This window comes from uncultured Cocleimonas sp. (genome assembly GCF_947495625.1).
Classification (GTDB): Bacteria; Pseudomonadota; Gammaproteobacteria; order Thiotrichales; family Thiotrichaceae; genus Cocleimonas.
Map to the genome: position 1 here is coordinate 24,588 of NZ_CANLZW010000011.1, position 24,720 is coordinate 49,307.

20 protein-coding genes are annotated in these 24,720 nt (G+C 41.4%); 11 read left to right on the plus strand and 9 right to left on the minus strand.

Annotation, left to right across the window (positions count from 1 at the left end; genetic code table 11):
- The first annotated feature begins 2 nt into the window (after positions 1–2).
- From Q1A31_RS07875 to Q1A31_RS07885, 3 genes are all read left to right on the plus strand, one after another.
- Entirely contained in the window at positions 3–842 is an 840-nt protein-coding gene (locus Q1A31_RS07875) for an alpha/beta fold hydrolase (RefSeq protein ID WP_299874823.1), read from the plus strand.
- 123 nt (positions 843–965) lie between these two features.
- Positions 966–1,538, plus strand: a complete 573-nt coding sequence (locus tag Q1A31_RS07880; RefSeq protein WP_299874826.1) for a hypothetical protein — start codon at positions 966–968, stop codon at positions 1,536–1,538.
- Between the two features lie 140 nt (positions 1,539–1,678).
- A complete protein-coding gene (locus Q1A31_RS07885) occupies positions 1,679–2,080 on the plus strand; it encodes an acyl-CoA thioesterase (protein WP_299874828.1) in 402 nt (133 codons plus the stop codon).
- A gap of 83 nt (positions 2,081–2,163) precedes the next feature.
- Here Q1A31_RS07885 and Q1A31_RS07890 read toward each other — a convergent pair whose 3' ends face one another.
- The 8 genes from Q1A31_RS07890 to Q1A31_RS07925 all read right to left on the minus strand — a co-directional run bounded on the left by Q1A31_RS07890 (position 2,164) and on the right by Q1A31_RS07925 (position 13,215).
- Complete coding sequence (locus Q1A31_RS07890; RefSeq protein WP_299874831.1) at positions 2,164–3,378, minus strand: glycerate kinase; 1,215 nt, start codon at positions 3,376–3,378, stop codon at positions 2,164–2,166.
- Positions 3,379–3,439: 61 nt separating this feature from the next.
- Entirely contained in the window at positions 3,440–4,621 is a 1,182-nt protein-coding gene (locus Q1A31_RS07895; RefSeq protein ID WP_299874834.1) for an O-succinylhomoserine sulfhydrylase, read from the minus strand.
- Positions 4,622–4,974: 353 nt separating this feature from the next.
- Positions 4,975–5,346 carry a His/Gly/Thr/Pro-type tRNA ligase C-terminal domain-containing protein gene (locus tag Q1A31_RS07900; protein ID WP_299874837.1) on the minus strand — a complete coding sequence of 124 codons (372 nt, stop codon included), beginning with the start codon at positions 5,344–5,346 and terminating at the stop codon, positions 4,975–4,977.
- Positions 5,347–5,368: 22 nt separating this feature from the next.
- A complete protein-coding gene (locus tag Q1A31_RS07905; RefSeq protein WP_299874840.1) occupies positions 5,369–10,666 on the minus strand; it encodes an alpha-2-macroglobulin in 5,298 nt (1,765 codons plus the stop codon).
- A 90-nt stretch (positions 10,667–10,756) separates the two neighbouring features.
- A complete protein-coding gene (locus tag Q1A31_RS07910; RefSeq protein ID WP_299874843.1) occupies positions 10,757–11,548 on the minus strand; it encodes a hypothetical protein in 792 nt (263 codons plus the stop codon).
- 153 nt (positions 11,549–11,701) lie between these two features.
- Positions 11,702–12,091 (minus strand): RNA-binding S4 domain-containing protein, encoded by a 390-nt coding sequence (locus Q1A31_RS07915; RefSeq protein ID WP_299874846.1) that lies wholly within the window; start codon positions 12,089–12,091, stop codon positions 11,702–11,704.
- Complete coding sequence (locus Q1A31_RS07920; RefSeq protein WP_299874849.1) at positions 12,076–12,543, minus strand: YcgN family cysteine cluster protein; 468 nt, start codon at positions 12,541–12,543, stop codon at positions 12,076–12,078. Before Q1A31_RS07920 ends, Q1A31_RS07915 begins: the two co-directional genes overlap by 16 nt.
- Positions 12,544–13,215 carry a hypothetical protein gene (locus Q1A31_RS07925; RefSeq protein WP_299874852.1) on the minus strand — a complete coding sequence of 224 codons (672 nt, stop codon included), beginning with the start codon at positions 13,213–13,215 and terminating at the stop codon, positions 12,544–12,546.
- A gap of 140 nt (positions 13,216–13,355) precedes the next feature.
- On the opposite strand from Q1A31_RS07925, the gene Q1A31_RS07930 reads away from it, so the two are divergent.
- The 4 genes from Q1A31_RS07930 (at position 13,356) to murU (ending at position 16,803) form a co-directional block, all read left to right on the plus strand.
- A complete protein-coding gene (locus Q1A31_RS07930; RefSeq protein ID WP_299874855.1) occupies positions 13,356–14,666 on the plus strand; it encodes a citrate synthase in 1,311 nt (436 codons plus the stop codon).
- Between the two features lie 115 nt (positions 14,667–14,781).
- Positions 14,782–14,973, plus strand: a complete 192-nt coding sequence (locus tag Q1A31_RS07935) for a DUF2892 domain-containing protein (RefSeq protein WP_299874859.1) — start codon at positions 14,782–14,784, stop codon at positions 14,971–14,973.
- A gap of 139 nt (positions 14,974–15,112) precedes the next feature.
- Positions 15,113–16,123, plus strand: a complete 1,011-nt coding sequence (locus Q1A31_RS07940; RefSeq protein WP_299874861.1) for an aminoglycoside phosphotransferase family protein — start codon at positions 15,113–15,115, stop codon at positions 16,121–16,123.
- The gene (gene murU, locus Q1A31_RS07945; protein WP_299874864.1) at positions 16,123–16,803 is read left to right on the plus strand and encodes an N-acetylmuramate alpha-1-phosphate uridylyltransferase MurU; all 681 of its coding nucleotides are present in this window, start codon (positions 16,123–16,125) and stop codon (positions 16,801–16,803) included. The genes Q1A31_RS07940 and murU overlap by 1 nt, the downstream gene beginning before the upstream one ends.
- 45 nt (positions 16,804–16,848) lie before the next feature.
- On the opposite strand, the gene Q1A31_RS07950 is transcribed toward murU, so the two are convergent.
- A complete protein-coding gene (locus Q1A31_RS07950; protein WP_299874867.1) occupies positions 16,849–17,385 on the minus strand; it encodes an NADPH-dependent FMN reductase in 537 nt (178 codons plus the stop codon).
- Positions 17,386–17,532: 147 nt separating this feature from the next.
- Between Q1A31_RS07950 and Q1A31_RS07955 the strand changes: the two genes are divergently transcribed.
- The 4 genes from Q1A31_RS07955 to Q1A31_RS07970 all read left to right on the plus strand — a co-directional run bounded on the left by Q1A31_RS07955 (position 17,533) and on the right by Q1A31_RS07970 (position 24,673).
- Entirely contained in the window at positions 17,533–18,405 is an 873-nt protein-coding gene (locus Q1A31_RS07955) for a LysR family transcriptional regulator (RefSeq protein ID WP_299874870.1), read from the plus strand.
- A 171-nt stretch (positions 18,406–18,576) separates the two neighbouring features.
- Positions 18,577–19,926 (plus strand): MATE family efflux transporter, encoded by a 1,350-nt coding sequence (locus Q1A31_RS07960; protein ID WP_299874873.1) that lies wholly within the window; start codon positions 18,577–18,579, stop codon positions 19,924–19,926.
- A 254-nt stretch (positions 19,927–20,180) separates the two neighbouring features.
- Complete coding sequence (locus Q1A31_RS07965; RefSeq protein WP_299874876.1) at positions 20,181–21,548, plus strand: efflux RND transporter periplasmic adaptor subunit; 1,368 nt, start codon at positions 20,181–20,183, stop codon at positions 21,546–21,548.
- The gene (locus Q1A31_RS07970) at positions 21,545–24,673 is read left to right on the plus strand and encodes an efflux RND transporter permease subunit (protein ID WP_299874879.1); all 3,129 of its coding nucleotides are present in this window, start codon (positions 21,545–21,547) and stop codon (positions 24,671–24,673) included. The genes Q1A31_RS07965 and Q1A31_RS07970 overlap by 4 nt, the downstream gene beginning before the upstream one ends.
- Positions 24,674–24,720 lie beyond the last annotated feature (47 nt).

Consider the following 24,720-nt stretch of genomic DNA (forward strand, 5'->3'; position numbering starts at 1 on the left):
ATATGCAAACTCCAGAAACTGAAATCTTAAGTCATAAAGTCTATCCTGGGGAAACTCCTCAGGCAGAAAAGCAAATTCCATTGATAATCCTTCATGGATTATTCGGCTCTATGGACAATTGGCGATCACAAGCGCAACGCTTATCCGCCAAAAGACCCGTAATTATTCTGGATTTGCGTAATCACGGTAACTCTCCTCATATAAAAGGCATGAGTTATCGCGAAATGTATGAGGATGTGATCAAACTCGCAAAACACCTAAAGATTCCCAAGTTTGATTTATTAGGTCATTCAATGGGTGGCAAAGTGGCAATGCAAATGGCATTGGCACAGGAAGAGTTGCAACTAGACTTCATCAACAGACTGATTGTGGTTGATATAGCACCACGACCTTATCCTTTATGGCACCAAACAACCTTAAAGGCAGTATTGGGTGCGCCAGTAGAAACATTAAAGTCACGTCAGGAAATCGACGATCACCTCAAACTGACTATTGATGATGCTGTTGAACGCTCCTTTATGATCAAGAATCTAAGACGTGCAAAACAAGATATTGATGGATCAGACATTGGCTTTCGCTGGAAAAGTGATGTTCAGGAAATTGCCAAAGGCTATTTGAAAATAGCTGGGTTTACCACATCTGGTCAAACTTTCTCTAATCCAACACTCTTTATAGATGGTGAAGATTCCCGCTATATGAGAGAACAAGATCATCCCATTATTAAAGCATTATTCCCAAATTCCACCATTTCTACAGTCAAAAATAGCGATCATTTGCCGCACATTCAGCAAGCAGACGAATTTTTTTCACTCTGCGACACCTTCTTAAGCCCTACAGAATAGGCACTTCAAAAAAAGTTCATACTTTTTGCAAAATATTCTTGTATAAATCAAAAGAAGTATATTAGAATATACTCATATTCGAAGTTAATTGAATACTTACTTACATTACACAAGGAGATCGTCATGAAATTACAAGCTATCACACTAACTGCTCTTTTGGCTCTTGCTGGTACTGCATCTGCTGATTGGTTCGATGGATTCAACAACGGTAACGGTTCAGGAAACGGATACGGCAACGCTGCTGGTAACGGTTCTACTGCTGGAAATGCTGCTGGTAACGGTTCTGCAAACGGCAACGGCTGGGGCACTGCAAAAGGTGATGCAGACGGAGAAGTTGATTTCTCTATCACTTTTAAAGGTAAAGGCCGCACAGATATGGACACTGCGGGTAACCTAAGCGGAAACGGCGAAGGTGCTGGAAATGCTGCTGGTAACGGAAACGGCTACGGCAACATGGCTGGAAACGGTTACAGTAACGGATACAGCTCGACAAACACTAACGGATACGGCCAAGGTTTCAATAACAATGGTTACGCTCCTGCTGGATCATACGCACCTGCTGGTTACAACCCTGCAGTAGCTGCACCAGCTCAAGACTACACACAGCTTAAAGCTATGTGGGAAGCACAAGCTAAGCAAGCAGAAGAAATGCTTAAGCGTATCGAAGCTGCACAACAGAGCGCTGCTAAATCATAATCAATTGATTTAGACTAAAACGCTAAAAAAGGCCCGCATTTGCGGGCCTTTTTTATGCATATTTAAATGCGCAATAAGCCAATATCAAGTAAAGTGCCTTACTTCTTAGAATTAACTGACTTTAATTAGTAAACAGCAAAATGATCACAAAAAACCCATACCTAGATAACAGACATACCTCACTCAGAACCTTGGCAATGCCAGCGGATTCTAATCCCAGCGGTGATATTTTCGGTGGCTGGTTAATGTCACAAATGGATATTGCTGGTGGATTTTATGCGCGCCAGCTATCAAAATCTCGTGTAGTTACGGTTGCTGTAGAAGCCATGACTTTCCATTTGCCGGTTTTCGTTGGCGATGAAGTGAGTTGCTATTGCGAAACAGAAAGACTCGGCAGAACATCAATTGCCGTACATGTCGAAACCTGGGTAAGAAGAGATATATTATCTGATGACAGCATCAAGGTAACTGAAGCGGTATACACCTATGTAGCAATAGACAAAGATCGCAAGCCTATTGCAATCAAAAAACAAGAGACTTAATAGACCTAAATAGACCTCAGATTATATTGAGTTTGTTATTTTGTTTTATAGCCTCCTTGTTTGCCCTTGATCGAAAAAAGACTTTAATTGGGACAAATACCAATCACTAAATCCATCACATTGGTACCACTTGCTCCCGTTGTTATGAGACCTTCTGTTTGTTTAAAGTAGGAGTGTGAGTCTGCCCTATTTAGATAATCAGCTGCATCAAGGTTTTTCAATAAGCCTTTTTCTATGGTCTGATTGTCAACTATTGCTCCTGTAGCATCAGTCAAACCATCAGTTCCATCGGTGCCTGCTGCGAGTAGATAACACTCATTTTCCCCTGCCATATATTTGGCAGCTGTCAGCGCAAGATGTTGATTCCTGCCGCCCATTCCCGGGTTACTGGGTAAATTTACCGTTGTTTCACCACCCCAAATTACTAATATTCCCACTTCTTTTTTCAAAGTATCGACACAATTAATCGCAGCTTCCGAGGCTTCATTCTCAAGAAAATCAGGAACCACTTTACAGGAATAACCTAGTGACTTTGCTTTTACGGCAGCTGCTTCTTTGGCGATCTCTAAAGAAGCTATTATCTTCCAGTTAAAGTCACCCCCCCACATTGGGGCCTTTATTTTATTCAACTTATCCTTCCAACGCTCAGGAAGGTCAGGCAATTCTTTCTCATCAACGAGAAATAGCAAACCTGAACCAATAACTTCGGGATCATCTTCTGGCACATCAGAAATCATCAGGCAATTTACTGGCCTTCCGTTAAGGTAGCGCCAAAGTCCGCCCCCTTTAATTGCAGATAAGCGACGTCGAATAGAATTAATTTGGTCGATAGGGTAGGCATTAGCCAGCAAGTAATCCGTCAGCTCCTGCAATTGGGATAAATCCCACCCCTCGTTTAAAACCTCAACCAGTGCAGATGCACCACCTGATATTAAAAATAAACAAGGTTCTCCTTCTGGTAATTCTCGAAGGAAATCTAACAAGACCTCTCCCGCTTTAATACTGTTTTCTCTGGGCACAGGGTGATCTGATTCAACGCATCTTGCTTTAGTATCTTGCTCGACTGCTGTGCTGATATGTCCATGCTTCGAAATAACTAACGCAGATTTAATCCGATCATGAGGCACACCTTGGTACATTGAATCTGCTGCTTTTCCAATAGCGATAACATGAAATTCCGCAGGATATGGATAAGGGTCATTATCAGCTTCCAGCTCGTTACTCACCACAGTCTTACCTTCCACTGATGATAAAGCAGCGTGAAATATCGCTAATAGATTTTCTTGGTGGTTATTCATACTAAATGACTTCCTTAAAAAGTGCCTATAAGTAGGGGGGTGTCTATTTTACAAATACGAACTAAATCAGGCCTCTAGCCAAATCATTCTGTATATCCTGAATATCTTCAAGACCTACTGATACTCTTATTAAACCATCAGAAATCTGAGTTTCATCTCGTAATTCCTGAGATAAACGTCCATGCGTAGTGGAAGCCGGATGCGTAATGGTACTTTTGGTATCACCCAGATTCGCCGTAATTGATAGCAACTGAGTATTGTTTATAACTTTCCACGCATTTTCTTTTCCGCCTTTTACAACAAAAGAAACAATGCCACCAAAACCAGATTGTTGCTTTTTGGCTAGCTCATGCTGGGGATGATCTTTTAGCCCCGGATAATAAACATGCTCTACGGCATCTTGCTTGTTTAACCACTCAGCCAGCTTCATTGCATTTTCACAATGTGCTTTCATACGTAGACTAAGCGTTTCTAAACCTTTGGTAAATACCCACGCATTAAATGGGCTCATCGAAACACCGCCGGTTCGCAATACACCTGCAATATCTTCGCCTACGATTTTATTATTACCAACCACTGCTCCACCCAGACAACGACCTTGACCATCGAGGTATTTGGTAGCGGAATGAATAACAATATCAGCCCCCATCTTTAATGGCTTTTGCAAAGCGGGCGTACAAAAACAGTTATCGATAACCAATAAACAATTATTGCTATGAGCGATATTCGCAAGTGCTGGAATATCGACCAATTCAGTTATCGGATTTGATGGAGTTTCTGCAAATAGAATACGTGTGTTTGGCTTAATTGCTTTTTTCCAGGCCTCTAGGTCTGACAGCTCGACAAAATCAAAACCGATACCAAATTTTTCTAGATATTTTGTAAATAGGACCGTACTTGTACCAAAAATAGAACGTGAACTAACAACATGATCACCTGCTTTCAACACGCCAAGCATCGTAGCTAAAATCGCTGCCATACCGGATGCCGTTGCAACACATGCTTCACCCTCTTCCAGCGCTGCTAACCGATCTTGAAAACACTTGATTGTAGGGTTTGAAACACGTGAGTAGAAGAAACCTTCTTCATCACCACCAAAACGTGCTGCTGCTTCTTCTGCACTTTTAAACACAAAACTTGAAGTGGTGAAAATCGCCTCTCCATTTTCCTGAAAATCACTACGTTGATGCCCTGCTCTAATCGCTAAAGTATCAAATTCAAATTCGTCCAATTTATTATCCATCTGCTTGTCTAATCCATTATTATTTATCAGCTTTAGCGAAAGTTATATATACATCAGACTACAGCAGGCACAAAAAAACCCGCGTAGTCATGACTAAAGCAGGTTATTTAACATTCATTGACCGCGCTTTAGCAAAATTTAAAAGTAATAGCTGATCAAATAAGTTGAATTTAGACGGTGATAAAAATTGTTCAGTTCTTCAAACAAAAAGGCCAGAATAGTTATTCTATTTTGGATGTTTTGTTGGAGAAAATGAGCGGTTTTTAGTCTGTATAAATCAACGACTTTGACCAATTAGTGCTTTTGCGCCTGCAAGCTGATAATCAAATCGGCGCCTTTCAAATACTATAAACCTAATTATTATTAGCGTCAAACACCCTTTGTTTAAGAAATTCAATCGCCGTAGTTTGAGCTATTTTCTCAAATTCATCAGTATCTAAATCTTTATATTCAAATACTTTCGCAGAAATACTGCGGCTAGAAATAACCACGCGATGTCGTATTTTCAGAAACTCAATCACTTCAAATTTATTATTTGGTTTCTGCTTTCGATCATCGACTATTACCGATAGTCCTGCCTGAGTGAGTTCCTCATAAAGATTGTCTGTTGCTAACTTAACATTAAGGAATGTTTCAGATTGCATCGGCACAATGGCTACTTGAAATCCTCCACCATTTTCTACTTTATCGCGTAATTCATCGATATTGGATTGACTCAGATACATCGTATTACCTGGCTATGAGTACTTATTTTATTAATAGGCGTTGCCCACTTGAATAAGCGCTAAACTCTGGCGCATAGACACTTTGAACACTCGCTGGTGCAACTCTAAACTGCCCAGAGGTTGATGCTCTCAAACGGTATTTAAAGGTATATTCCCCTTTTCTTAGTTGGTCAAAAAAGTAGTTTGCGCCGCTGTCACGAATCTCTTCGTAATAGCCCGTTCCATTTCCCCAGCGATAGCCTGATTGTTGAGACTCTGGTTCAAACCCTGCTCCACGAGGTGCACGTAAATGTACAAACTCTGCATTATTTTTTGCAAATAACTTAAGTTGAACTTCCAATTGATCGCCGACCGCAATCGTTGCACCTTCGGCTAAAGGCTGTAACTGCCAATCATTTCCTTTTTTCACGCGCTTAAAGAAAGAGCGATTCACTCTAAAGAAATCTCCTTGTGCTTGCGCGGGGAGTTTTTCAGTAGAAAAGTTCCAGTTTGCAGAGGCAAACATCAGTGAGTCGCTTTTATTAGCGATACGAATATTCGCCATATCAGGTTTTACATCATCACCTTTCACGACGATTTTATTGTTAGAGCCAACGTATTCATTTGGGGCAAACACCATGGTTTCTGAAAGCGAATTACCAATGTTAATTTGCACTCTTTCTTCTTTGCCCAGCAGATTTTCTTTATCTAAATAATGCACCATCGAATAAATGCTTTCGGCGGTTGCTCGGGTTGATTTCCAATGATTTAATTTTTTATTCATCATCAACCACTGCACCAAACCATGACGACGTGAATCTTCAGGGTCTAGCTCCATTAAGGCGCGCAACATAAATGCATGTGTATCTAAATCATCGTTATACCAATACCAACTGCGGTCTTGTTTGGGCCAGTAAGTACCTAGTTCTTCGGTGGTTTTTGCGGCATCCATAATACTGCCAAATACCAGCTTAGCGTTATCTACTCTGCCTGCTCGTTTCAAGCTCAATGATAAATAAGCTTTGGATAATGGAGATAACTTTTTCCATTGCTTAAAGCTCTCATTCAACATTTGATTGCGTTTATTTTGATTGAACGCTTTACCTTGCCAGCTTTTGTCTGGGTATGAAGAAAGCACATAGTTGATCAGCACCACTTCAGCGGTGTTTTGTTTTATCTTGGCATTAAAGTCTTTCGCATAATGCTTATCCAAATACCCCCATGCTTTTTGCACCATATCTTTAGGTATATCGACATCAAACTCTAAAGCACGAGAGAAGCCTTGTAACAGATAAGTAGTGATGTAAGTCGAGTCTTGCCCGCCTTCCCACCAAGGGAAAGCTCCTGATTCATTTTGTGCCTTACGCAGTTTTTTCAATGCCTGCTGGTATTGGTCTTTAGCGACTTCAGGGTTGAGAATACGTTGCATATTCTCGATGCTTTTAGTTCCCGTTGCGCGATTCAACCACGGTGTTTCTTCCAATAGCATTTTACGGTTTGGGTCATTATCGACGGCATTCCATTGTTCTAAGCGACTATCTCGTTTCGACATATCTTTAGCTAACGTCGCTAATGCAGGATGCCTTGCGAATATCGAGCTTACCATTGAAGTCGAGAGGAAACGATTTAGTGTCTGCTCGGTGCATTCATAGGGGTAATCTACCAAGTAGGGTAAGGCGTTCAAGGTAGAATAAAGAAGCTGGCCATCAATCGTTACGACCAGATTCTCATTATTCAAAGTAGAATCGTTATTAGCCGCTAATTCAGGGAAACTCAATTGCTTAGTAGATTGAGCTTTTAAGGCGGTAAAACGACTTTGGCTTAAATACAAACGGCTAGGTAAAACCGGCAGCGGTCGCTGTTCGCCATCGCCAAATTGCTCCTTTCCATTGCTCGCACTAGCTCGAGCTCTTATCGCAATCACACCCAAATCTTTCGGCGCTTTGATCGGGAAGCGTAAGCGACTGCTTTGTCCGGCAGCTACGGTGAAATTACGTTTGTTATCTGTTAGCTGGAAGCTTTTTGCTAAAGACTCTTTGCTCGCAGGATCCAATACATCAAAGTCCATCTGACCTGTTAATGGTTTCTCACCAGTATTGTTAACGAGTACTTCAATATTTGCCTGATCGCCAGCGCGTAAAAATCGCGGCAAATACGGTCTCACAATGAGTTCTTTGGTAGTTTTTGCATAGGCAGTTAGGTCTCCACCGCGCAAATCTTTGGTAATTGCGGATACCCATACTTTCCAATCGGTGAGTGATTCAGGGACTTCAAATTCAAATGCTACAGAACCATTTTCTTCGAGAATTAAGTGTGGATAGAAGAAGGCCGTTTCATTGAAGTTTGTGCGGGATTTAATATTATCCAAAGAGGAAACATTGTCGTCTTTGGGGGCGTCAGGATCTCCATCATCATCTCTCTGCATGAATTTTTGTAATGCCGCACGGGTATCGGCATCAACAACACCATTAACAGGTCCATTATAGTAGCCAGCTGCTTTTAGTTTACGTTGCAGAGCATGGACATCTACTTGAGGTTGAGCTGCCATTCTTTTAGATGCTGGCGCTGGAGCTGGAGCCATCATCGGAGCAGGCATTGGTTCGCCTGCTTCTGTGTGTCCCATTTGCCCAGGGCAATTAACTTTATGCTGATGATTCCTCTTAGAATATTTATGCGTATGCCTAATTGCTTTTGTACACCCAGGAATTGCACGGTGATAGTGAGTAAATGGTGTTGAAGTACTATTATTTAAATAGTCAAAATCATTGAGTACTGCTCCCTCGAATCCTGTAAAGGTATTATCTAAAACATAATTTTTATTGAAGTTACTCCATGCCGCACCCAAATTATTGCTGATTCGTAAATTCATATGTTTTGCGCCGTAAAGGGAAGCAACACTCGCAGGATAATGTTCACCAAATAAATCCAGGCTTCTGTCATACATCGAAGCGAGGATTTCAACAGCACCCTTTTCTAGTGGCTTATTATTCGAGTCTTTCACGCTAATGCGCCATGTTTCTTTTGCACCAGGTGTTAATTTGTCTCTGAAACTAGACAGCGTGACATTAAGGTTTTTACTTTTCCATGGAACACTTATAGATTGTTTTTTAGTAAATACCGTATAGTCTTTTACAGCGGTTAATACAAAAGATAAGCCGCCCTGATGTTCACGTTTTACAGGGAAATTAAATTGCTTAACACCGCCTTTAAATACTCTTCTTTTTAATAAAGTATTGCCACGATAGATATCTAAACTATAAGGCTGTTGAGAAAATCCAGAGCCGACAAGTAACTCCACATTGCTACCGACTGGAACACTATTAGCTTGCGTTTTTAGAACTGCTGGCAACATCAGAGGCATATTTTTCTTGCCTGCAACGGTGAGGTTTTTGCTTGTTTCGAACAGCTTTCCTGCTTTGTCTTTAGTAGTGTATTTTAATTTATACAAACCAGCTTGAGGGATTGTTAGTTTTAACTCTGCAGTGCCATCTTGTTTGTGTCTAAGTCCGCCTTTCTGAATAACTGAAGCGACTTTCCAGTTATCAATTTGATTATCATAATTTACAGCTCCTTCCCAGCGTGGCTTGAGCTTATCGCCATCTGTGGCGTAAGGTATCAGTTGTTTTTCTATGAGTGCAGGAATTTCATGACCCAATAATATTTTGTTCGGCTGTTGAATTTTCTGTAAGGTCCAAAAACCACTGCCTGTTCTTGGTGTTCCGTCTAAATCTTCACGCTGAAAAGATAAATCAAATGGCTTGCCAGCCTCACTGTAAGTCTGGTTTGTATTAATAGACGCCCTAATACTGGTTTTTCCTATATTAAGTGTTTTGCTGATACTCCGTGTTTCGCCACCAGCATTCGTAATATCTGCAGTGATAATGTATCGATGAATAATTTCATTGTTCTTATTGCCTACCGTTCGTCGAGGAAAGCTCACTTCTTTAGGTAAGAATTTAATTAAAAATTCACCTTTAGCATCTAAAGCAATATCGCCCGATGCGACATTGAGAGCTTTAACTTCTCTGCCCAGATAGTGGTGTTGCCAGGGGCTGAATGCTTGTCGCTCAACGCGCCATTTCACTTTGCCATCTGTCACTGCCTGGCCGAAGTAATAACGAGCCGAACCAGTTACCTCTGCCCATTGGTTTAAACGCAGGCTATCTTTTGTGCTCTTAATTTTCACCTCGAAAGTAGGACGTTTATATTCTTCTACACGAATACCCTTATAACCAGAAAATGATGTTCTGATACTCCAGTTACCCAAAAGCAATCCTGTTTTGGCCGTAAATTCACCTGAAGCTGAGCCATATTGATTGCTGGTAATATCAATTTTTTGTACTTCTTTGCCGTTCGCATCGAATAGTGTCGCTGTACCTTTTTTGTTTGGCGCAACGCGATACTTTCCTGTGTCTGTATTACCGTTGTAAGCAATGATCTTCCATTTTATTTTCTGCCCTGGGCGGTAAATAGCGCGCTCAGTAAAAACTAATGCGTTACTCAGGTTTGCATCGCCGCCACCATAGTAACGATTGATATTGCTAACTAAAGAGAAGTCATCACCTTTTTGGGCTACAACAAGATATCTATCACTTGATTTTTTAGCAAAACGGACACTGCCGTCGTTAAGGGTTACTCCACTATCAATTTTTTTATACGGCGTTCTATAATTATTGCTCCACAGTTCGACATTAACGTCTGATGCGACCTTACCCGTTTCACCATCATAGACTCTTACTGTCACATTTTTTTCAGAGGCACTCGCATCTATTACAAAGCCAGATACATTTAGTCCATTTCCTGCGATTACATTTTTTTCATCAGTTAATGAAAAATCAACTTTTAAAGATGCGGCCATTAACCAATAGCCTTTTGTTTTAAGAGGAGGCGTTAGAAAAGTTTTGTGTGTGCGGTAGTCCTTAGTAGGAGGTAATTGAGTCTCCCACACCACGTGCGCTTTTCTTTTAGACTTGATTAATTTTTCGATATATTCACGGTTGTCTTCAAGAATGGCTTCATTCTTATTTAACTTCCACGCTCTAAAATACACTTTGTCGATATTGGCATGATTAATCAGAACTGAACGTTTATTTAAACCATCTACCTTCATCGAAGCTAGACTAAGTTCTGGTTTTTGAATGAGATTAAGTTGTGCCTGACAGCTCCTAGTGACTTTTTGTTTATTATGCAAAGACAAACATTCTTTAAGCAGCTTAATGCTTCTAATATTTGCATCAGGCGTATTTGTGTTGCGAATCATTTGCGCTAAATCATTTCGCAGCATATTAGTCCATGGCAGCCCCTTATCTGCAGCATCAATACGTGCACGTAACTTTTCCATCAAGAGCTTTTTATCCGGATCTCCTTTGTGTGCTGCAATTGTATTAATCTTTACTCTGTATGCTTCCAGTGCCGCCTCAGGACGATTGCGCTAAAGCTCCTGTTGTTCCAGTTGATTTAATAAGCTCACTGCCCTAAGTAAGGGGTGTTTTGTTGTATCAGCAGGATTGATAAATAATACTGGGGAAAGTAATTCATTTAGAGCTAGTTTGGCTTTTTGACCTTGCTCAGCGATGCTCCACATACTGCTATCTAATAAATGCTCTACCCATAAATACGCAATCGTATCCTTTATTCCACCGCGAACATTTAAAGGATAATCCGAGTTGATGAAATAAAGATTTTTGGCCTTAAGCCCCTCTAAACTCAATGAGCCCAAAGCATCATTTGGTCTTGATTGTGCGAGTTGATAGGCAGCCTTAAAGGTTAAATTAATGTCTGCGTTTATCTGTTCTATGGTCTTTTTTTCAATGCCTATTTTCTTTTTGGATTTAATCGTTTCCCGGTTATGAATTTCCCAATGGTTTTGTTTTACGTATTGGGTGAGCACCTTGGCAAGATATAAATTCAACAAAAGTTTAGAGTCTTTGTCATTAGGCCATTGTTGATTCGTTAGATACTTAGCAGTTTCCTCAATCGGATCAGTCTTTAGCTTTAATGTCGTTCCCAACACCAAAGCCTGTCGCCAATGATTATTGTTTTTAGCGGCTTTGAATTTTTTTAATAAGGTGTCTACCTGATCGCTAGCTGCATTAAACTTTTGTTCGTCCATTAGTCGAGCAACTGATTGCCAGTTTGTTTCAGCAGAGGCCAAAGGACTAATTATCAAAAATGATATGACAAAAAAGATACGTAAAAATGAGCTAATTTCACAAGTTTTCATAAAAGTGGACTCAATAGATCTCAAAGATAGGATGAATTTATTATTATACAAATATTTTATATGCTTTCTGCTTTAGAAAAATTTTATTTTTCTGATAGATAAGTCGCAGGAGATGCGCTTTTAAATTTTCAAGATGATAATATTATTTGCCAATTACTGACCGCGCCATTTATCCATTTGACGGCGTTCTTTTTTATTTGGTTTTTTATCAGGTCTTGTCACACTGGCATTATTTAAACGACGAATTTCGCGTTCACTTTCTCTGGCTTTTATACTCGTTTCGCCTTCTTCATAGAGAAGTTGCGCTTCTTTTGCTGGACGACGTTTGTCATTTAAACCCGCAACAGTAACCTGATATCTTTCGTTATTACGGGTGATCTCTAATTTATCGTTGATTTGAACATTTCGCGACGGTTTAACGCGCGCGCCATTGAGATGCACTTTTCCACCACTAATAGCTTCGACGGCATCTCTGCGGGTTTTAAAAAAGCGTGATGCCCAGAGCCATTTATCCAGGCGAACAGATGTTAATTCAGCGGCCATTCGACAATATGCTCCTCTAATTCATCCTCATCCACATCTTTTTCAAAGACCACTCTGCCAACTGCAGAATTTCCCGTTTCGTGAATGGTATTTTTATCACCGGAAATCAGATGATGCCAATCTTCCAATCCTCGACCTTCGAGTATTCTTCTATAGGAACAGCTTGGAGGCAACCATTCGATATCATCCAGGTTATCCTGTGTAAGTTTGATACAAGTAGGCACGAGCACTTCTCGATTCCAGTAGTCAGTGCAGTGTCCGTCATTTTTATCGAAAAGATCACAGACAACATCAGTGTAATACACTGATTCTGCATCATCATTCTCGCTGTCTTCATCTTGTAATTTTAACAGGCAGCATTTGCCGCAATGATCGCAGAGGCTTTCCCACTCATCGCGATTCATTTCTGTTAATTTTTTTTCTTCCCAGAATGGCATTTGTTGATTGCTCATTTAGTAACGCTGTATTTGTGCTTCCATAGGCAATGATTTCTTCAGCCTATCAAAATCCTTATTTGCCACATAATAGAAGATTTCTTTACCTTCAGTATCCCACAGCAATATCATGCCACGATTTGGGTATAGCCAGTATTGCGCCGTCTCACTCACTTGAATTTTTTCATCTGGCTCACCAAAAAACTTCATTTGCTTTGGCTCATAATCAGTAATTGGCAAGTAAATAAGGCGCCATACGCGTAAATCATTCGCAAGCTTGGTGTTTTCGACACTTAAACTGTATTTCCAGTGATTGCTTGGCGTTGAATCTCTACCCATTTGCTCTTTTAGCATTTTCTTTAATAGCGCTTCATCGGCATCCATTTCAACCACTAAACGCGCTTCTAATACACCAAATTTCTTTTTTCCAAAGTATGCCTCCAGCGATAAGTCGCCATTGGGTGCTTCAAACAATGCGGGCTCTGCTAAAAGTTTAAGCTTAAACATTAATTCTTTGAATGTTGCATCACCAATATCGACACCCAGAATGTGCGTTGTTCCGTCTGCTTTAGTACTCACTTGCCATGGTAATGCCGCCTTGTATTTGACCTCAACCCCGCTAAACATGAGTTTTAGAGCACCGAAACCTAATAGCGCAAAAAACAAACTTCCAATTATTAACCTTTTCATAGTTTCTTCATTTAACATCCTAATCGCTCATGATAACGTATATAACTTATGATGAGACCACCTACGTCAATATTTTAAGCTATAATTCATCCGTAATTCTAATCATCCTATTAACTCAATTAAGGCCAATTTGTAAACACATGGAAAAGAAAGAAACAGTCACAGTTACAGATAACTCCACTGGAAAAACAGTCGAATTACCGATTCTTAGACCTAGTAATGGCACTCCTACTATTGATGTTAGAGCCCTTTATGGCAGTCTGGGTTACTTTACGTATGACCCTGGCTTCTTATCTACTGCCAGCTGTCGTAGCTCTATTACTTTTTTAGATGGAGAAAAAGGAATCCTGCAGTACGGCGGATACCCTATTGAGCAACTTGCCGATAAGAGCACGTTTCTAGAGACTTGTTACTTGCTTCTTCATGGCGAGCTTCCAAATACCGAAGAGTTAATGGAATTCACTCATGTGATCACTCATCACACAATGTTGAATGAAGCGGTAAAACGTTTCTACAGCGGTTTTAGACGCCGCTCTCATCCTATGGCTATCATGGTGGGTGTAGTTGGTGCTTTATCTTCTTTCTATCATGAAGGTATAGATATACGAAATGCGAAAAGCCGCATGATCGCAGCACATCAGTTAATTGCAAAAATGCCAACTATCGCAGCATGGAGTTATCGTTATGCGAGTGGTTTACCTTTCACCTATCCTCAAAACCATTTAGGTTATGCAGAAAACTTCTTGTACATGATGTTTAGTATGCCAACTGAGGAATACACTCCAGACCCATATTACGCAAAAGCACTTGATTTGATTATGATTTTGCATGCAGATCACGAGCAAAACGCATCGACATCTACCGTAAGACTTACGGGTAGTTCTGAAGCAAATCCTTTTGCGGCGGTCTGCGCAGGTATCGCTTCGCTTTGGGGACCTGCTCATGGTGGTGCAAACGAAGCTGTAATCAAAATGCTTCTTGATATTGTCGATTCAGATAATGATGTTGCTTACTATGTAGACCGTGCAAAAGACAAAGACGACCAGTTCCGTTTAATGGGCTTCGGGCATCGTGTTTATAAAAACCACGACCCACGCGCTACGATTATTCGTGAAACTTGTCACGAATTAATCGAACATCTTGGGCCTGGAAACGAGTACGAAGAACTATTAGATACAGCGATGGAACTTGAGCGCATAGCTCTTGAGGATGACTACTTTGTATCTCGTAATCTATATCCCAATGTGGACTTCTATTCGGGTATTATATTGCTTGCAATGGGCATTCCATTAAATATGTTCACCGTAATCTTTGCTATGTCTCGAACAGTTGGCTGGATTTCACATTGGAACGAAATGATTCAAGATCCTGAATCTAGAATTGGACGCCCGCGACAGCTTTATGATGGTGCATTGCCGCGTGATTATACTGAAGTAGAAAAACGCGTTTAATATATAGCTCAACGTACCTGATAGAGTTGTTTAGAATATTTACTATGCGAGGTCTTTCTCTACACTGAAAGATCTCGAATTTACTTTGTAATCTAAATAATTTTGGAGAAATACTATGACAATTAATAGTGCTGTAACTGCTTTTGCAGGTGTAATGGTTTTGATTAGCGTTGCGCTAACTTATTTTGTCCACCCTAACTTCATTTGGTTCACCGTTTTTATTGGTGCAAACATGATTCAATCAGCGTTCACAGGCTTTTGCCCTCCGGCAATATTTTTCAAAAAGCTTGGAATGAAAGAAGCTTAGAAGCAATATCTGTATTTCCAATAAGACAAAACTACTCCATATCCTTATTAAATTAAGGATATGGATATATTTAGATCTAAGGTCACCCCCCTACTTTTAACCCATTTTTTAACGCTCATCCAGGTAATCACCTCAATTAATGAATACCGATACACGCCTGCAACAACTCACCGAATGGGTTCATCAAGACTGGCCAACTGCAACGATTGAAGTTGCTTCTGCTGATGCCAGCTTCCGTAGATATTTTAGAGTCTCTAACATTGACGCAACGGAGAATGGAACAACCTACATTGCAATGGATGCGCCTCCTGAACAGGAAGACTGCACCCCGTTTATTGATGTTACAACGCGTCTTCGAAATGCCGTAGTTCACGCACCAGAAATTATCAAACAGGATCTAGAACAAGGCTTTTTATTGCTTGAAGACTTTGGCAATACCCCATATTTAGATAAATTGAATGATACAACAGCTGATCTGCTTTACGGTGACGCGCTCAAATGCCTGATCAAAATCCAGCAAGCGGATACAGACGGTCTACCAGAATACGATGATGCCCTACTGCTACAAGAAATGCAGTTAATGCCAGAGTGGTTCTTAAATACACATTTAGAAATCACACCTAGCGATGAACAGCAAAAAATCATCAACAGAACACTCCATTCGATTACCGCTGTGGTACTGCAACAGCCTCAAGTATTTGTACATCGTGACTATCATTCGCGCAATCTAATGATTACCGAAAACGCTAATCCTGGCGTGATTGATTATCAGGATGCAGTACTTGGCCCTGTGACTTACGACCTCGTTTCACTTTTACGCGATTGCTATATCAAGTGGCCGATTGAAAAAGTTAGCGAATGGGCATTAGCCTTTAAAAAAGATGCAGTAGCAGCTGGTTTAATCCACGATGTTAGTGATGAAACTTTCAGCCAATGGTTCGATTACATGGGCATGCAACGCCATATAAAAGTATTGGGTATTTTCGCCAGATTGAACCATCGTGATGGTAAAGCTAATTACCTCAATGATTTACCGCTGACGCTTGAGTACTTTATGAATGTTGCGAATAAATACCCTATGACGCGTCCACTCGCTAATCTATTTACGGAATGGCAGACTCCCGAAAAGATTGGGACTGCAAAAAAATAATGAGAGCGATGATACTAGCAGCTGGCCATGGAACCCGCATGCGCCCTTTGACTGATCACACGCCAAAACCGTTGCTAGACGTTGGCGGCAAACCTCTGATTGTTTGGCATATTGAAAATCTGCAACGTGCCGGATTTAAAGATATCGTCATCAATATCGCATGGCTTGGCGACTTAATTCCAGAAGCTCTTGGTGATGGTGCTGAATTTGGTGTGTCTTTGCATTATTCAGACGAGCAACAAGAAGGCGCTCTGGAAACCGCTGGCGGTATTCTAAAAGCGTTACCTTTACTCGGTGATAAGGTTTTTCTGGTAGTGAATGGCGATGTCTGGTGTGACTTTCCTTATTCAACTGAAAATCCACTTAAAGATGACACACTTGCTCATCTCGTTTTAGTCAATAATCCGCCACAACATCCCGAAGGAGATTTCACTCTTACAGAAAATATCGTTGCGGATGGCGGTGACAATGCTTTTACCTTTAGTGGCATCGGCTATTATCACCCTGATTTATTTAAAGATTTAGTGCCAGGCAAACATCCGCTTGCGCCTTTGTTGCGCAACGCGATGACAACTCAGCAAGTGACGGGTGAACACTTTGATGGTGATTGGCAAGATATTGGAACGCCTGAAAGACTCGACCGATTAAACCAACAATTAATAAAATCTGCTCTTAGCTAACGGCGTTGCCTGATCTTAATCAGTCAGTCATTCATAAAAGCCAAACTAAAGCTTGGCTAGTGATTCACGTAATGTGTTACTCAACTCCGCATCAGCCAACTGCCCTGTCTCACTATCAAACACATCGTAGTAAGAAGCGACTGAAAAACTCGCTTTGATATCTGCGCCAAAAAACGGAGCAGACTCTTTCGCTGTTTTCAAAACACTGGCAGCGCCACCAGGCCCTGGAGATGCAGACATTATTATCATCGGCTTGCCCTGAAAGACTTTAGAATCTATGCGCGAGACCCAATCGAAAATATTTTTATAAGCGGCCGTGTAGGTGCCGTTGTGCTCAGCGAATGAAATGACTAATGCATCAGCCTCACCAATTTTATTAAAGAATTGTTTAGCTAGCTCTGGAATACCGCCTTCATTCTCGCGATCGATACTGTAGATCGGCATTTCAAAATCGTTCAGATCAAGCAATTCACTTTCGATATTTTCCTTGATCTCCTTTTCTAAAACAGTGACAGCATGAGTCACTAATTGTTTATTGATTGATTGGCGACTGCTTGATGCAGCAAAAGCTAAAACTTTCATTGGGTTTTCCTATTCGGTAATAAAATGTATTTTAATTAAAACAACTTTAATATGTTGCACAAATATGCTCAATGAGCAATATTGCTCTTAATCTGCGCATTTTTGCAACTTATTAAATTATCGAAGAGCTTTTACAATAGCGGTGAAATGAATAAATGGAATGAAATAAAAACAGCCTATCAAGTGGCGCGTTTAGGGACCATCAGTGCCGCGGCCGAAGCACTGGGTGTTCACAGAGCAACCGTGCTGCGACATATTGATGCGCTTGAAGAAGAGTTAGGTGAAAAGCTTTTTCAAAGACACACACGTGGTTATATTCCAACAGAATCTGGTTTAGATTTAATGCGAGTGGCACAAGCAACTGATGACCAATTCAATCAATTTGCAGGTCGGAGTAAAGGACGTTCAACAGAGCTCACCGGAGAACTAATTGTCACCTCGTTAAACATTGTTGCGCCGTTATTGATGCCAGCTATTGGAATTTTTCAGGCACAAAATCCTAAAACAACCGTGCGTTATTTAACCAGTGACAAACTTTTTAAACTCGAATATGGCGAAGCTCACATAGCCGTTCGAACAGGCCCTGAGCCCAATCAGCCAGACAATGTTGTTCAACCATTTGCCACACATCCTGTCGGTATGTATGCGCATGCAGATTATGTCTCGCGAAAAGGTAAACCTAACTCAATCAAGGATATTGCAGAGCACTCCTTTCTTGGTTTTGAAAATATAGACAGCAAAAAAGGTAAACCGCAATTTCAGGTATGGATAGAAAACAATGTTCCAAGTAAGAATATTGTGTTCCGCTGCACTGATACAAATCTACTTGAGCTTGCTCTGGCATCAGGGATTGGAATAGGCTTCATGACAGAACAAAGAGCGAAACTGAATCAGGATCTGGTAGAAATATTTCCTCCCATTGATGAATGGAGTGTCAGGCATTGGCTTGTTACACATGGTGATTTGCACCGATCTGCAAAAGTGCAGGCATTTCTAAAGATATTGAAAAGCAAAGAATAATTACAAATACGATTAGCACCCCCTACTTGAATGATATTAGGTTTTTGTCTTCTAAAAACCTAAATAGAATTTATGCAGAGCAAGGGCGCTTTTTTAGACTATAACGCCTGAGAACACAGGCTATACTCAAATTGTATCAACCTACACTACAATCAGGAAAAACCACTACTTATGCAAACTTCTGACCTCACCGAAGGTAATGTACCCCGACTTTTATTAGGTCAGGCATTACCCATGATTTGGGGCATTTTTGCTGTTATCAGCATGAATCTTGCAGATACCTATTTCGTCGGCCAACTCGGCACCGACGAATTAGCGGCGATGGGTTTTACTTTTCCCATCGTGATGATTATGAGTAGCGTTGCCTTTGGCATCGGTATTGGCGCGTCGTCACTAGTTTCGCGAGCGATTGGTAGCAAAAAGCTCGACGAAGTTCGCGGATACACCACCTCATCCATTTTGATCGCACTAGGTATAGCGATTATTCTCGCTATCATTGGAATTTCGACGATCGACCCAGTGTTTCGTTTGCTTGGGGCACCTGATTCTGTTTTGCCATTAATTCATGATTATATGAATATCTGGTATCTTGGCAGCTTCCTGATCGTTGTTCCCATGGTAGGCAATTCAGCGATACGTGCCGCTGGTAACACCAAGTTACCGAGTTACATTATGATTGGTATCGCAATCGTCAATGTAATCCTCGACCCCATCCTTATCTTTGGCTGGTTTGGATTTCCAGCAATGGCATTGAAAGGTGCAGCACTGGCGACGATTATCTCTTTCTCCGTGGCGTTTATGGCCAGTATTTATGTATTACGCTTTAAACTGGACTTTCTTGCCTTGGAGCATTGCTACCATCGTATCTGGCCTCGATGGAAAGCGATTCTACGCTTAGCAATTCCTGCAGCAGCCAGTAATATTATTTCTCCACTATCGATTGCGGTTACCACCTGGTTGGTTGCAAGTTACAGCAGTGATGCAGTCGCAGGCTACGGTATTGCTGCACGTGTAGAAAGTTTTATGCTGATTGTTCTTATGGCGTTATCCGCCATACTCGCACCTTTTTCGGGTCAAAACTGGGGCGCAAATAAACTTGATCGTTTACAAGAAGCTATCAAGTTTGGTTATCGTTTTTCCTGGGTATGGGGAATTGGAATAGCTACTTTACTCTGGCTCACCTCTGATTATTTACTTAGCGCATTTACGGATAACGAAGCTGCGCTTAACTCCGCAAAAAGTTACCTAATGATCGTATCTCTAACCTTCTGCTTTCTGGGCATGGTGATGATGACGAACAGCGTCGCAAACGGCATTGGCAACCCAATTCCTGCCTTGGTATTTACCTTTTCAAGACTGCTTGTGATTTATTTACCGCTGGTTTATGTATTATCGAACGCCTTTGGTTTGCAGGGTATTTATATTGCCACTGCCGCTTCTAATATGTTGGTTGGTATTGCCGCCTGGTACTGGTCATCCAGAAAATGTCGTGGAGAGGAAATAACCGAAAGCCTTTCTTGAAAGCTATATTAAAGGCTTCAAGAACTTACTTTTTTAGTCACCCCCTACCTTTTAGGCACTTTTTTATTCGGTTTATTTACACGATATTACGAATAGATCAATTTCCCTACTTCATTTGTTTGTTATTATCCGCTGCAACATTTTTTGTAATTACTTTCCCATAAGCGATGAGAAGCGCTTAGATAAAGCTTAAAAGAAAGCTTTATAAAGGACTTTGCAATAAATTTTTCAGACTACTTTCAAGACCTTAACTCATGAAAAAAATACTAAAGAATTTCATCTTCCTTCCTCTTATTATCGCTGCCGCTGTTGCTTTTGTGGTGATGCAAGTTAAATCAAAACAGGCAGTCGAGCATAAAGAAGTCCAGTTTCCGGTTAAAACGGTCGAAGTTCTGACGGTTGAAAAAATACCTTTTAGGACTCGTGCTGTCGCTTACGGCAATGTTGAGCCAGCAACGGTTTTACAAGCCAAGTCTGAAGTAAATGGCAAAATTAGTTATATACATCCTGATCTAAAACAGGGTGGTAGTTTGCCAAAAGGCACAACGGTACTAAGAATTGAAACAACTACGTTTCAGATTTCGTTAGATTCCAGTAAAGCAGGTTTAGCCAGCAGTCAGTCTTCTTTAAAACAAATCGAAGCAGAAGAACAAAGTGCAAAACGCTCATTAGCAATTGCGCAAAAGAATTTGAATCTAGGATTAGCAGAACTCAAAAGAGTTGAGGTGTTGGTAAACAAACGCACGCTAGCGCGTAATCAACTGGATATTGAAGAGCAGAAAGTACTTCAGCTCCGTTCTGCCGTACAGGATTTACAAGGTAACCTGGATACATATGCCAGTAGAAAAGCATCGATACGCGCTCAAATAAAGCAATCTGAAAGTCAGGTAGACCAAAGCAAAGACACCTTGGTTAGAACTGAAGTTGTATTACCTTTTGATGCCAGAATTGGTGAAGTATCAGTCGATGCGGGTGAATTCATTTCTGCTGGAGGACAATTATTCGAAGCCTTGGGCGTAGAGGCAGTAGAGATTAATGCACAACTGCCTGTTAATCATCTTCGACCTTTGGCAAGCACCATGAATGCAATGCCTGAGCAAGGTAAGGCACAGAATCTAGGCAATCTACAACAAGCTATTACCAACTGGAATCTAGATGCAAAAGTACGCATTGTCGGTAGTGAAACAAGCGCAGAATGGGATGGTAAATTAATCCGCTTGAGTGAATCTGTCGACCCAACCAGAGATACCGTCGGCATGGTAGTCTCTGTAGAAAAGCCTTATGACGGTGTTATCCCCGGGCAACGTCCGCCATTACTCAAAGGTATGTATACCTCTGTGGAGTTTCTTGCACAGGCAAAAAACATGTTAGTGATTCCGCGTAAAGCATTGCATCAAAATCGTGTTTACGCTGTTAGTGCTGAAAATACCCTGGTTATCCGTCCTATCACGGTTAGTTTTTCTCAAGGTCAGTTGGTGGTTATCAAGGATGGACTTAAAGCCGGAGATAAAATCATCACCAGTGATCTGGTTCCTGTCATCGAAGGCATTAAACTTGAGCTGATTGAATCTGACGATTTTCAGAATGAGATTAAAGCAATGGCGCTGGGTAAAGAGTCATGATTCGTTATTTCGCGTCTCATCCGACTGCCGCCAATATCTTAATGTTGGCGATTATCGCCATTGGTTTAGTTGCCCTGCCCGGGTTGAATAAGGAGACCTTTCCTAAAATTGAACTGAATCAGGTCCAAGTATCGGTGGCTTATCCTGGCGCCTCTCCTTCTGATGTTGAAGAAGGTATCTGTAACCCCCTGGAAGATGCCACAGATGGCATTAGTTTCACCAAAGAGCAACGTTGTGAAGCGCGCGATAATATCGGCATGCTCACCTTGGAAATGCAGGAAAGCGGTGAAATCCGCCAGTTTATTGATGATATAAAATCTGCGGTAGATGGGATTACAGACTTTCCCGAAAATACCGAAGACCCAGTCATTACCGAATTAGGTAGAACGGAATCTGTTGTCACCGTAGCAATCACTGCAAACAGCTTATCTTCGCCCGAACTCAAAACCCTGGCTGAGTATTACCGCGATAAATTACTGTCGATACCACAAGTGCCGATTGTGACCGTATCCGGTTTCTCAACGCATCAATTAAATGTTCTGGTTAAACCCGAAGCAATGCTGAAATACGATTTAAGCATTCAAGGTATTGCTGATTTGATTAAATCACAATCATTAGAATTACCCGCTGGCATTCTTGAATCCAAAGATACTTCGTATCAAATTCGTTTTGATAACGCCCGTAAAACGGCATCGGAACTCGCTTCTTTGGTCATCATCAATACTAGTAAAGGTGGCGAAATTCGATTAGGCGATATCGCCACAATTGAAGATCAATTTGAAAATCAGGAAGAGCGAGTAGAGTTAGATGGCAAACAGGCTGCCCTACTCACGGTAAATAAGAATACCAGTGACGACACCATTACCATTTACGATGCGGTGAAAGGCTTCGTTGATGAAGAAAATGTGCGTCTACCGGATGGCACTGAACTTACACTTACCAAAGATGGCGCCAGTATCGTTAAAGACCGTCTACAGCTATTATTAAAAAATGGTTGGCAAGGTTTGTTTCTGGCAACTCTTGTGCTGTTTTTGTTCTTCAATTTCCGCTATACCTTCTGGGTTGCACTGGGATTACCTGTCTCATTCCTCGGCGGTTTAGCGGTTATGAGTGCTCTAGGGGTCAGCATCAATATGATCTCGATGGTTGCCTTATTGATGGCAATCGGTATCTTGATGGATGACGCTATTGTGCTCTCCGAAAGTATTTCCCACGAATATAATCATGGGAAAAGCCCGAAAGATGCCGCCATTATTGGCACGCAAAAAGTCGCTCGAGGGGTGTTTTCATCCTTTGTGACCTCAGCATTATTATTCGGAAGCTTGTTATTTATGAAGGGTGACATAGGCCAGGTGATGGGGGTGCTGCCGGTGGTGTTACTCTCGGTGCTAACCTTTAGCTTGCTTGAAGCCTTTCTGGTGTTACCCCATCACCTTAGACATTCTCTGGAGCACAGTCATGACAAAGAGAAAGCCAAATGGCGCCAGGTATTTGAGGCTAACTTCTTAAGACTTCGAGACCTATTCACTTCACTTGCGCGTACTGCAATCACTTACCGCTATATCACTGTGGGTATCGCTTTTGCGATGCTGGTATTGTCCATTGGCATGCTGGCAACCGGCACGATTAAATTTAAATCGTTTCCAGACCTAGAGGGCAATAGACTCGAAGCAAGGATTTTATTTCCACAAGGAACACCATTAGCAAAAACGGAAGCCTTGGTAGATAAACTCATTTCTGCTGCGCGAAAAACTCAAGAGCAATTCCAGCCCGATGAGTCAGCCCCCTTGATCAAAAACATTCAGGTTGCCTACAGTGAAAACAGTGACTCCAGCGAATCTGGTGCGCATTTAGCGACGGTAAATCTGGAAATACTCGATACTGAATCACGCAATACCTCGTTAAAAGACTTTGAGCCAGCATGGCGTGAGAATACTGGACATATACCAGGAATCATTAGCTTACAGTTTAAAGAGCCTTCGCTAGGCCCAGCGGGTCGCGCCATTGAAATTCGTTTAAGTGGTAACGACCTCGATGAATTATCCAAGGCGTCTTATGAAATTCAAAACTGGTTAATTGGTTATGACGGCGTATCGAATATTCTTGATGATCTGCGCCCCGGTAAACCACAGTATAAAGTAAAACTTTTACCAGGAGCCTTAGCTGCTGGAGTAGATGCACAAACCATTTCCTCGCAATTACGCGCGGCGTATCAAGGCGCAAAAGTAAATGATATTTACAAGGGACGAGAAGCCTATGAAATTAACGTCAAACTCGACAGTAGTCTGGATCAGGCATTAGCCGATTTTGACGATTTATATATCTTCTCAAAAACCGGTGAAAGCATTCCGCTAGTGAGTGTTGCCACCGTAGAAGAGTATCGTGATTACGCACGTATCGGACATGTTAACCACCAGCGTGTAGTGAATATCTTCGGCACTATCGACTCAGCAAAAGCAAATACCTCTGAAGTTTTAAATGACACCAAAGCGCGTCTATTTCCCGACTTACGAAAACGCTACCCTGATTTAAACATTGCTCTAAAAGGAGAAGTTGAGAGTGGCGCGGAAACGAATAATTCGATCCTTTCTGGATTCTTCCTCGCACTCATGGGGGTCTTTTTATTGCTGAGTTTACAGTTTAGAAATTACCGTGAACCGTTAGTGGTCATGCTAAACATCCCACTCGCCCTAATTGGTGCAATCTGGGGTCACTATATTATGGGACTAGATTTCACCATGCCGAGCATGATTGGTTTTGTGTCACTGGCAGGTGTTGTGGTGAATGATTCGATTCTATTGGTTGAATTTGTAAAATATCGAGTCAAAGAAGGCATGGTATTGCATGATGCAGCCAGTCAGGCAGTTCATGATCGCTTCCGCGCTATTTTCCTCACGTCGATAACCACGGTTGCCGGAATGGCACCATTGTTGCTAGAAACCAGTCTGCAAGCGCAGATATTGATTCCTTTGGTCACCAGTATCGTGTTTGGCATGTTGACGTCCACACTTCTCGTTTTACTGGTGTTGCCAGCAGCATACGGCATTATGGAAGATATTGGTTTTATAGAATTAGCCGATGAAGATGACATCAATGAACGTGATGCTGTTGCACATTTAGGATAATCAGGTACTAATCATAAAAACCCCCTCTAAGTAGGGGGGTGACTTTG

Bases quoted from the DNA above. Each gene is read 5' to 3' on its own strand.
- Q1A31_RS07875 (WP_299874823.1), top strand. From the start codon at position 3: ATGCAAACTCCAGAAACTGAAATCTTAAGTCATAAAGTCTATCCTGGG.
- Q1A31_RS07880 (WP_299874826.1), top strand. From the start codon at position 966: ATGAAATTACAAGCTATCACACTAACTGCTCTTTTGGCTCTTGCTGGT.
- Q1A31_RS07885 (WP_299874828.1), top strand. From the start codon at position 1,679: ATGATCACAAAAAACCCATACCTAGATAACAGACATACCTCACTCAGA.
- Q1A31_RS07890 (WP_299874831.1), bottom strand. From the start codon at position 3,378: ATGAATAACCACCAAGAAAATCTATTAGCGATATTTCACGCTGCTTTA.
- Q1A31_RS07895 (WP_299874834.1), bottom strand. From the start codon at position 4,621: ATGGATAATAAATTGGACGAATTTGAATTTGATACTTTAGCGATTAGA.
- Q1A31_RS07900 (WP_299874837.1), bottom strand. From the start codon at position 5,346: ATGTATCTGAGTCAATCCAATATCGATGAATTACGCGATAAAGTAGAA.
- Q1A31_RS07905 (WP_299874840.1), bottom strand. From the start codon at position 10,666: ATGGAAAAGTTACGTGCACGTATTGATGCTGCAGATAAGGGGCTGCCA.
- Q1A31_RS07910 (WP_299874843.1), bottom strand. From the start codon at position 11,548: ATGAAAACTTGTGAAATTAGCTCATTTTTACGTATCTTTTTTGTCATA.
- Q1A31_RS07915 (WP_299874846.1), bottom strand. From the start codon at position 12,091: ATGGCCGCTGAATTAACATCTGTTCGCCTGGATAAATGGCTCTGGGCA.
- Q1A31_RS07920 (WP_299874849.1), bottom strand. From the start codon at position 12,543: ATGAGCAATCAACAAATGCCATTCTGGGAAGAAAAAAAATTAACAGAA.
- Q1A31_RS07925 (WP_299874852.1), bottom strand. From the start codon at position 13,215: ATGAAAAGGTTAATAATTGGAAGTTTGTTTTTTGCGCTATTAGGTTTC.
- Q1A31_RS07930 (WP_299874855.1), top strand. From the start codon at position 13,356: ATGGAAAAGAAAGAAACAGTCACAGTTACAGATAACTCCACTGGAAAA.
- Q1A31_RS07935 (WP_299874859.1), top strand. From the start codon at position 14,782: ATGACAATTAATAGTGCTGTAACTGCTTTTGCAGGTGTAATGGTTTTG.
- Q1A31_RS07940 (WP_299874861.1), top strand. From the start codon at position 15,113: ATGAATACCGATACACGCCTGCAACAACTCACCGAATGGGTTCATCAA.
- murU (WP_299874864.1), top strand. From the start codon at position 16,123: ATGAGAGCGATGATACTAGCAGCTGGCCATGGAACCCGCATGCGCCCT.
- Q1A31_RS07950 (WP_299874867.1), bottom strand. From the start codon at position 17,385: ATGAAAGTTTTAGCTTTTGCTGCATCAAGCAGTCGCCAATCAATCAAT.
- Q1A31_RS07955 (WP_299874870.1), top strand. From the start codon at position 17,533: ATGAATAAATGGAATGAAATAAAAACAGCCTATCAAGTGGCGCGTTTA.
- Q1A31_RS07960 (WP_299874873.1), top strand. From the start codon at position 18,577: ATGCAAACTTCTGACCTCACCGAAGGTAATGTACCCCGACTTTTATTA.
- Q1A31_RS07965 (WP_299874876.1), top strand. From the start codon at position 20,181: ATGAAAAAAATACTAAAGAATTTCATCTTCCTTCCTCTTATTATCGCT.
- Q1A31_RS07970 (WP_299874879.1), top strand. From the start codon at position 21,545: ATGATTCGTTATTTCGCGTCTCATCCGACTGCCGCCAATATCTTAATG.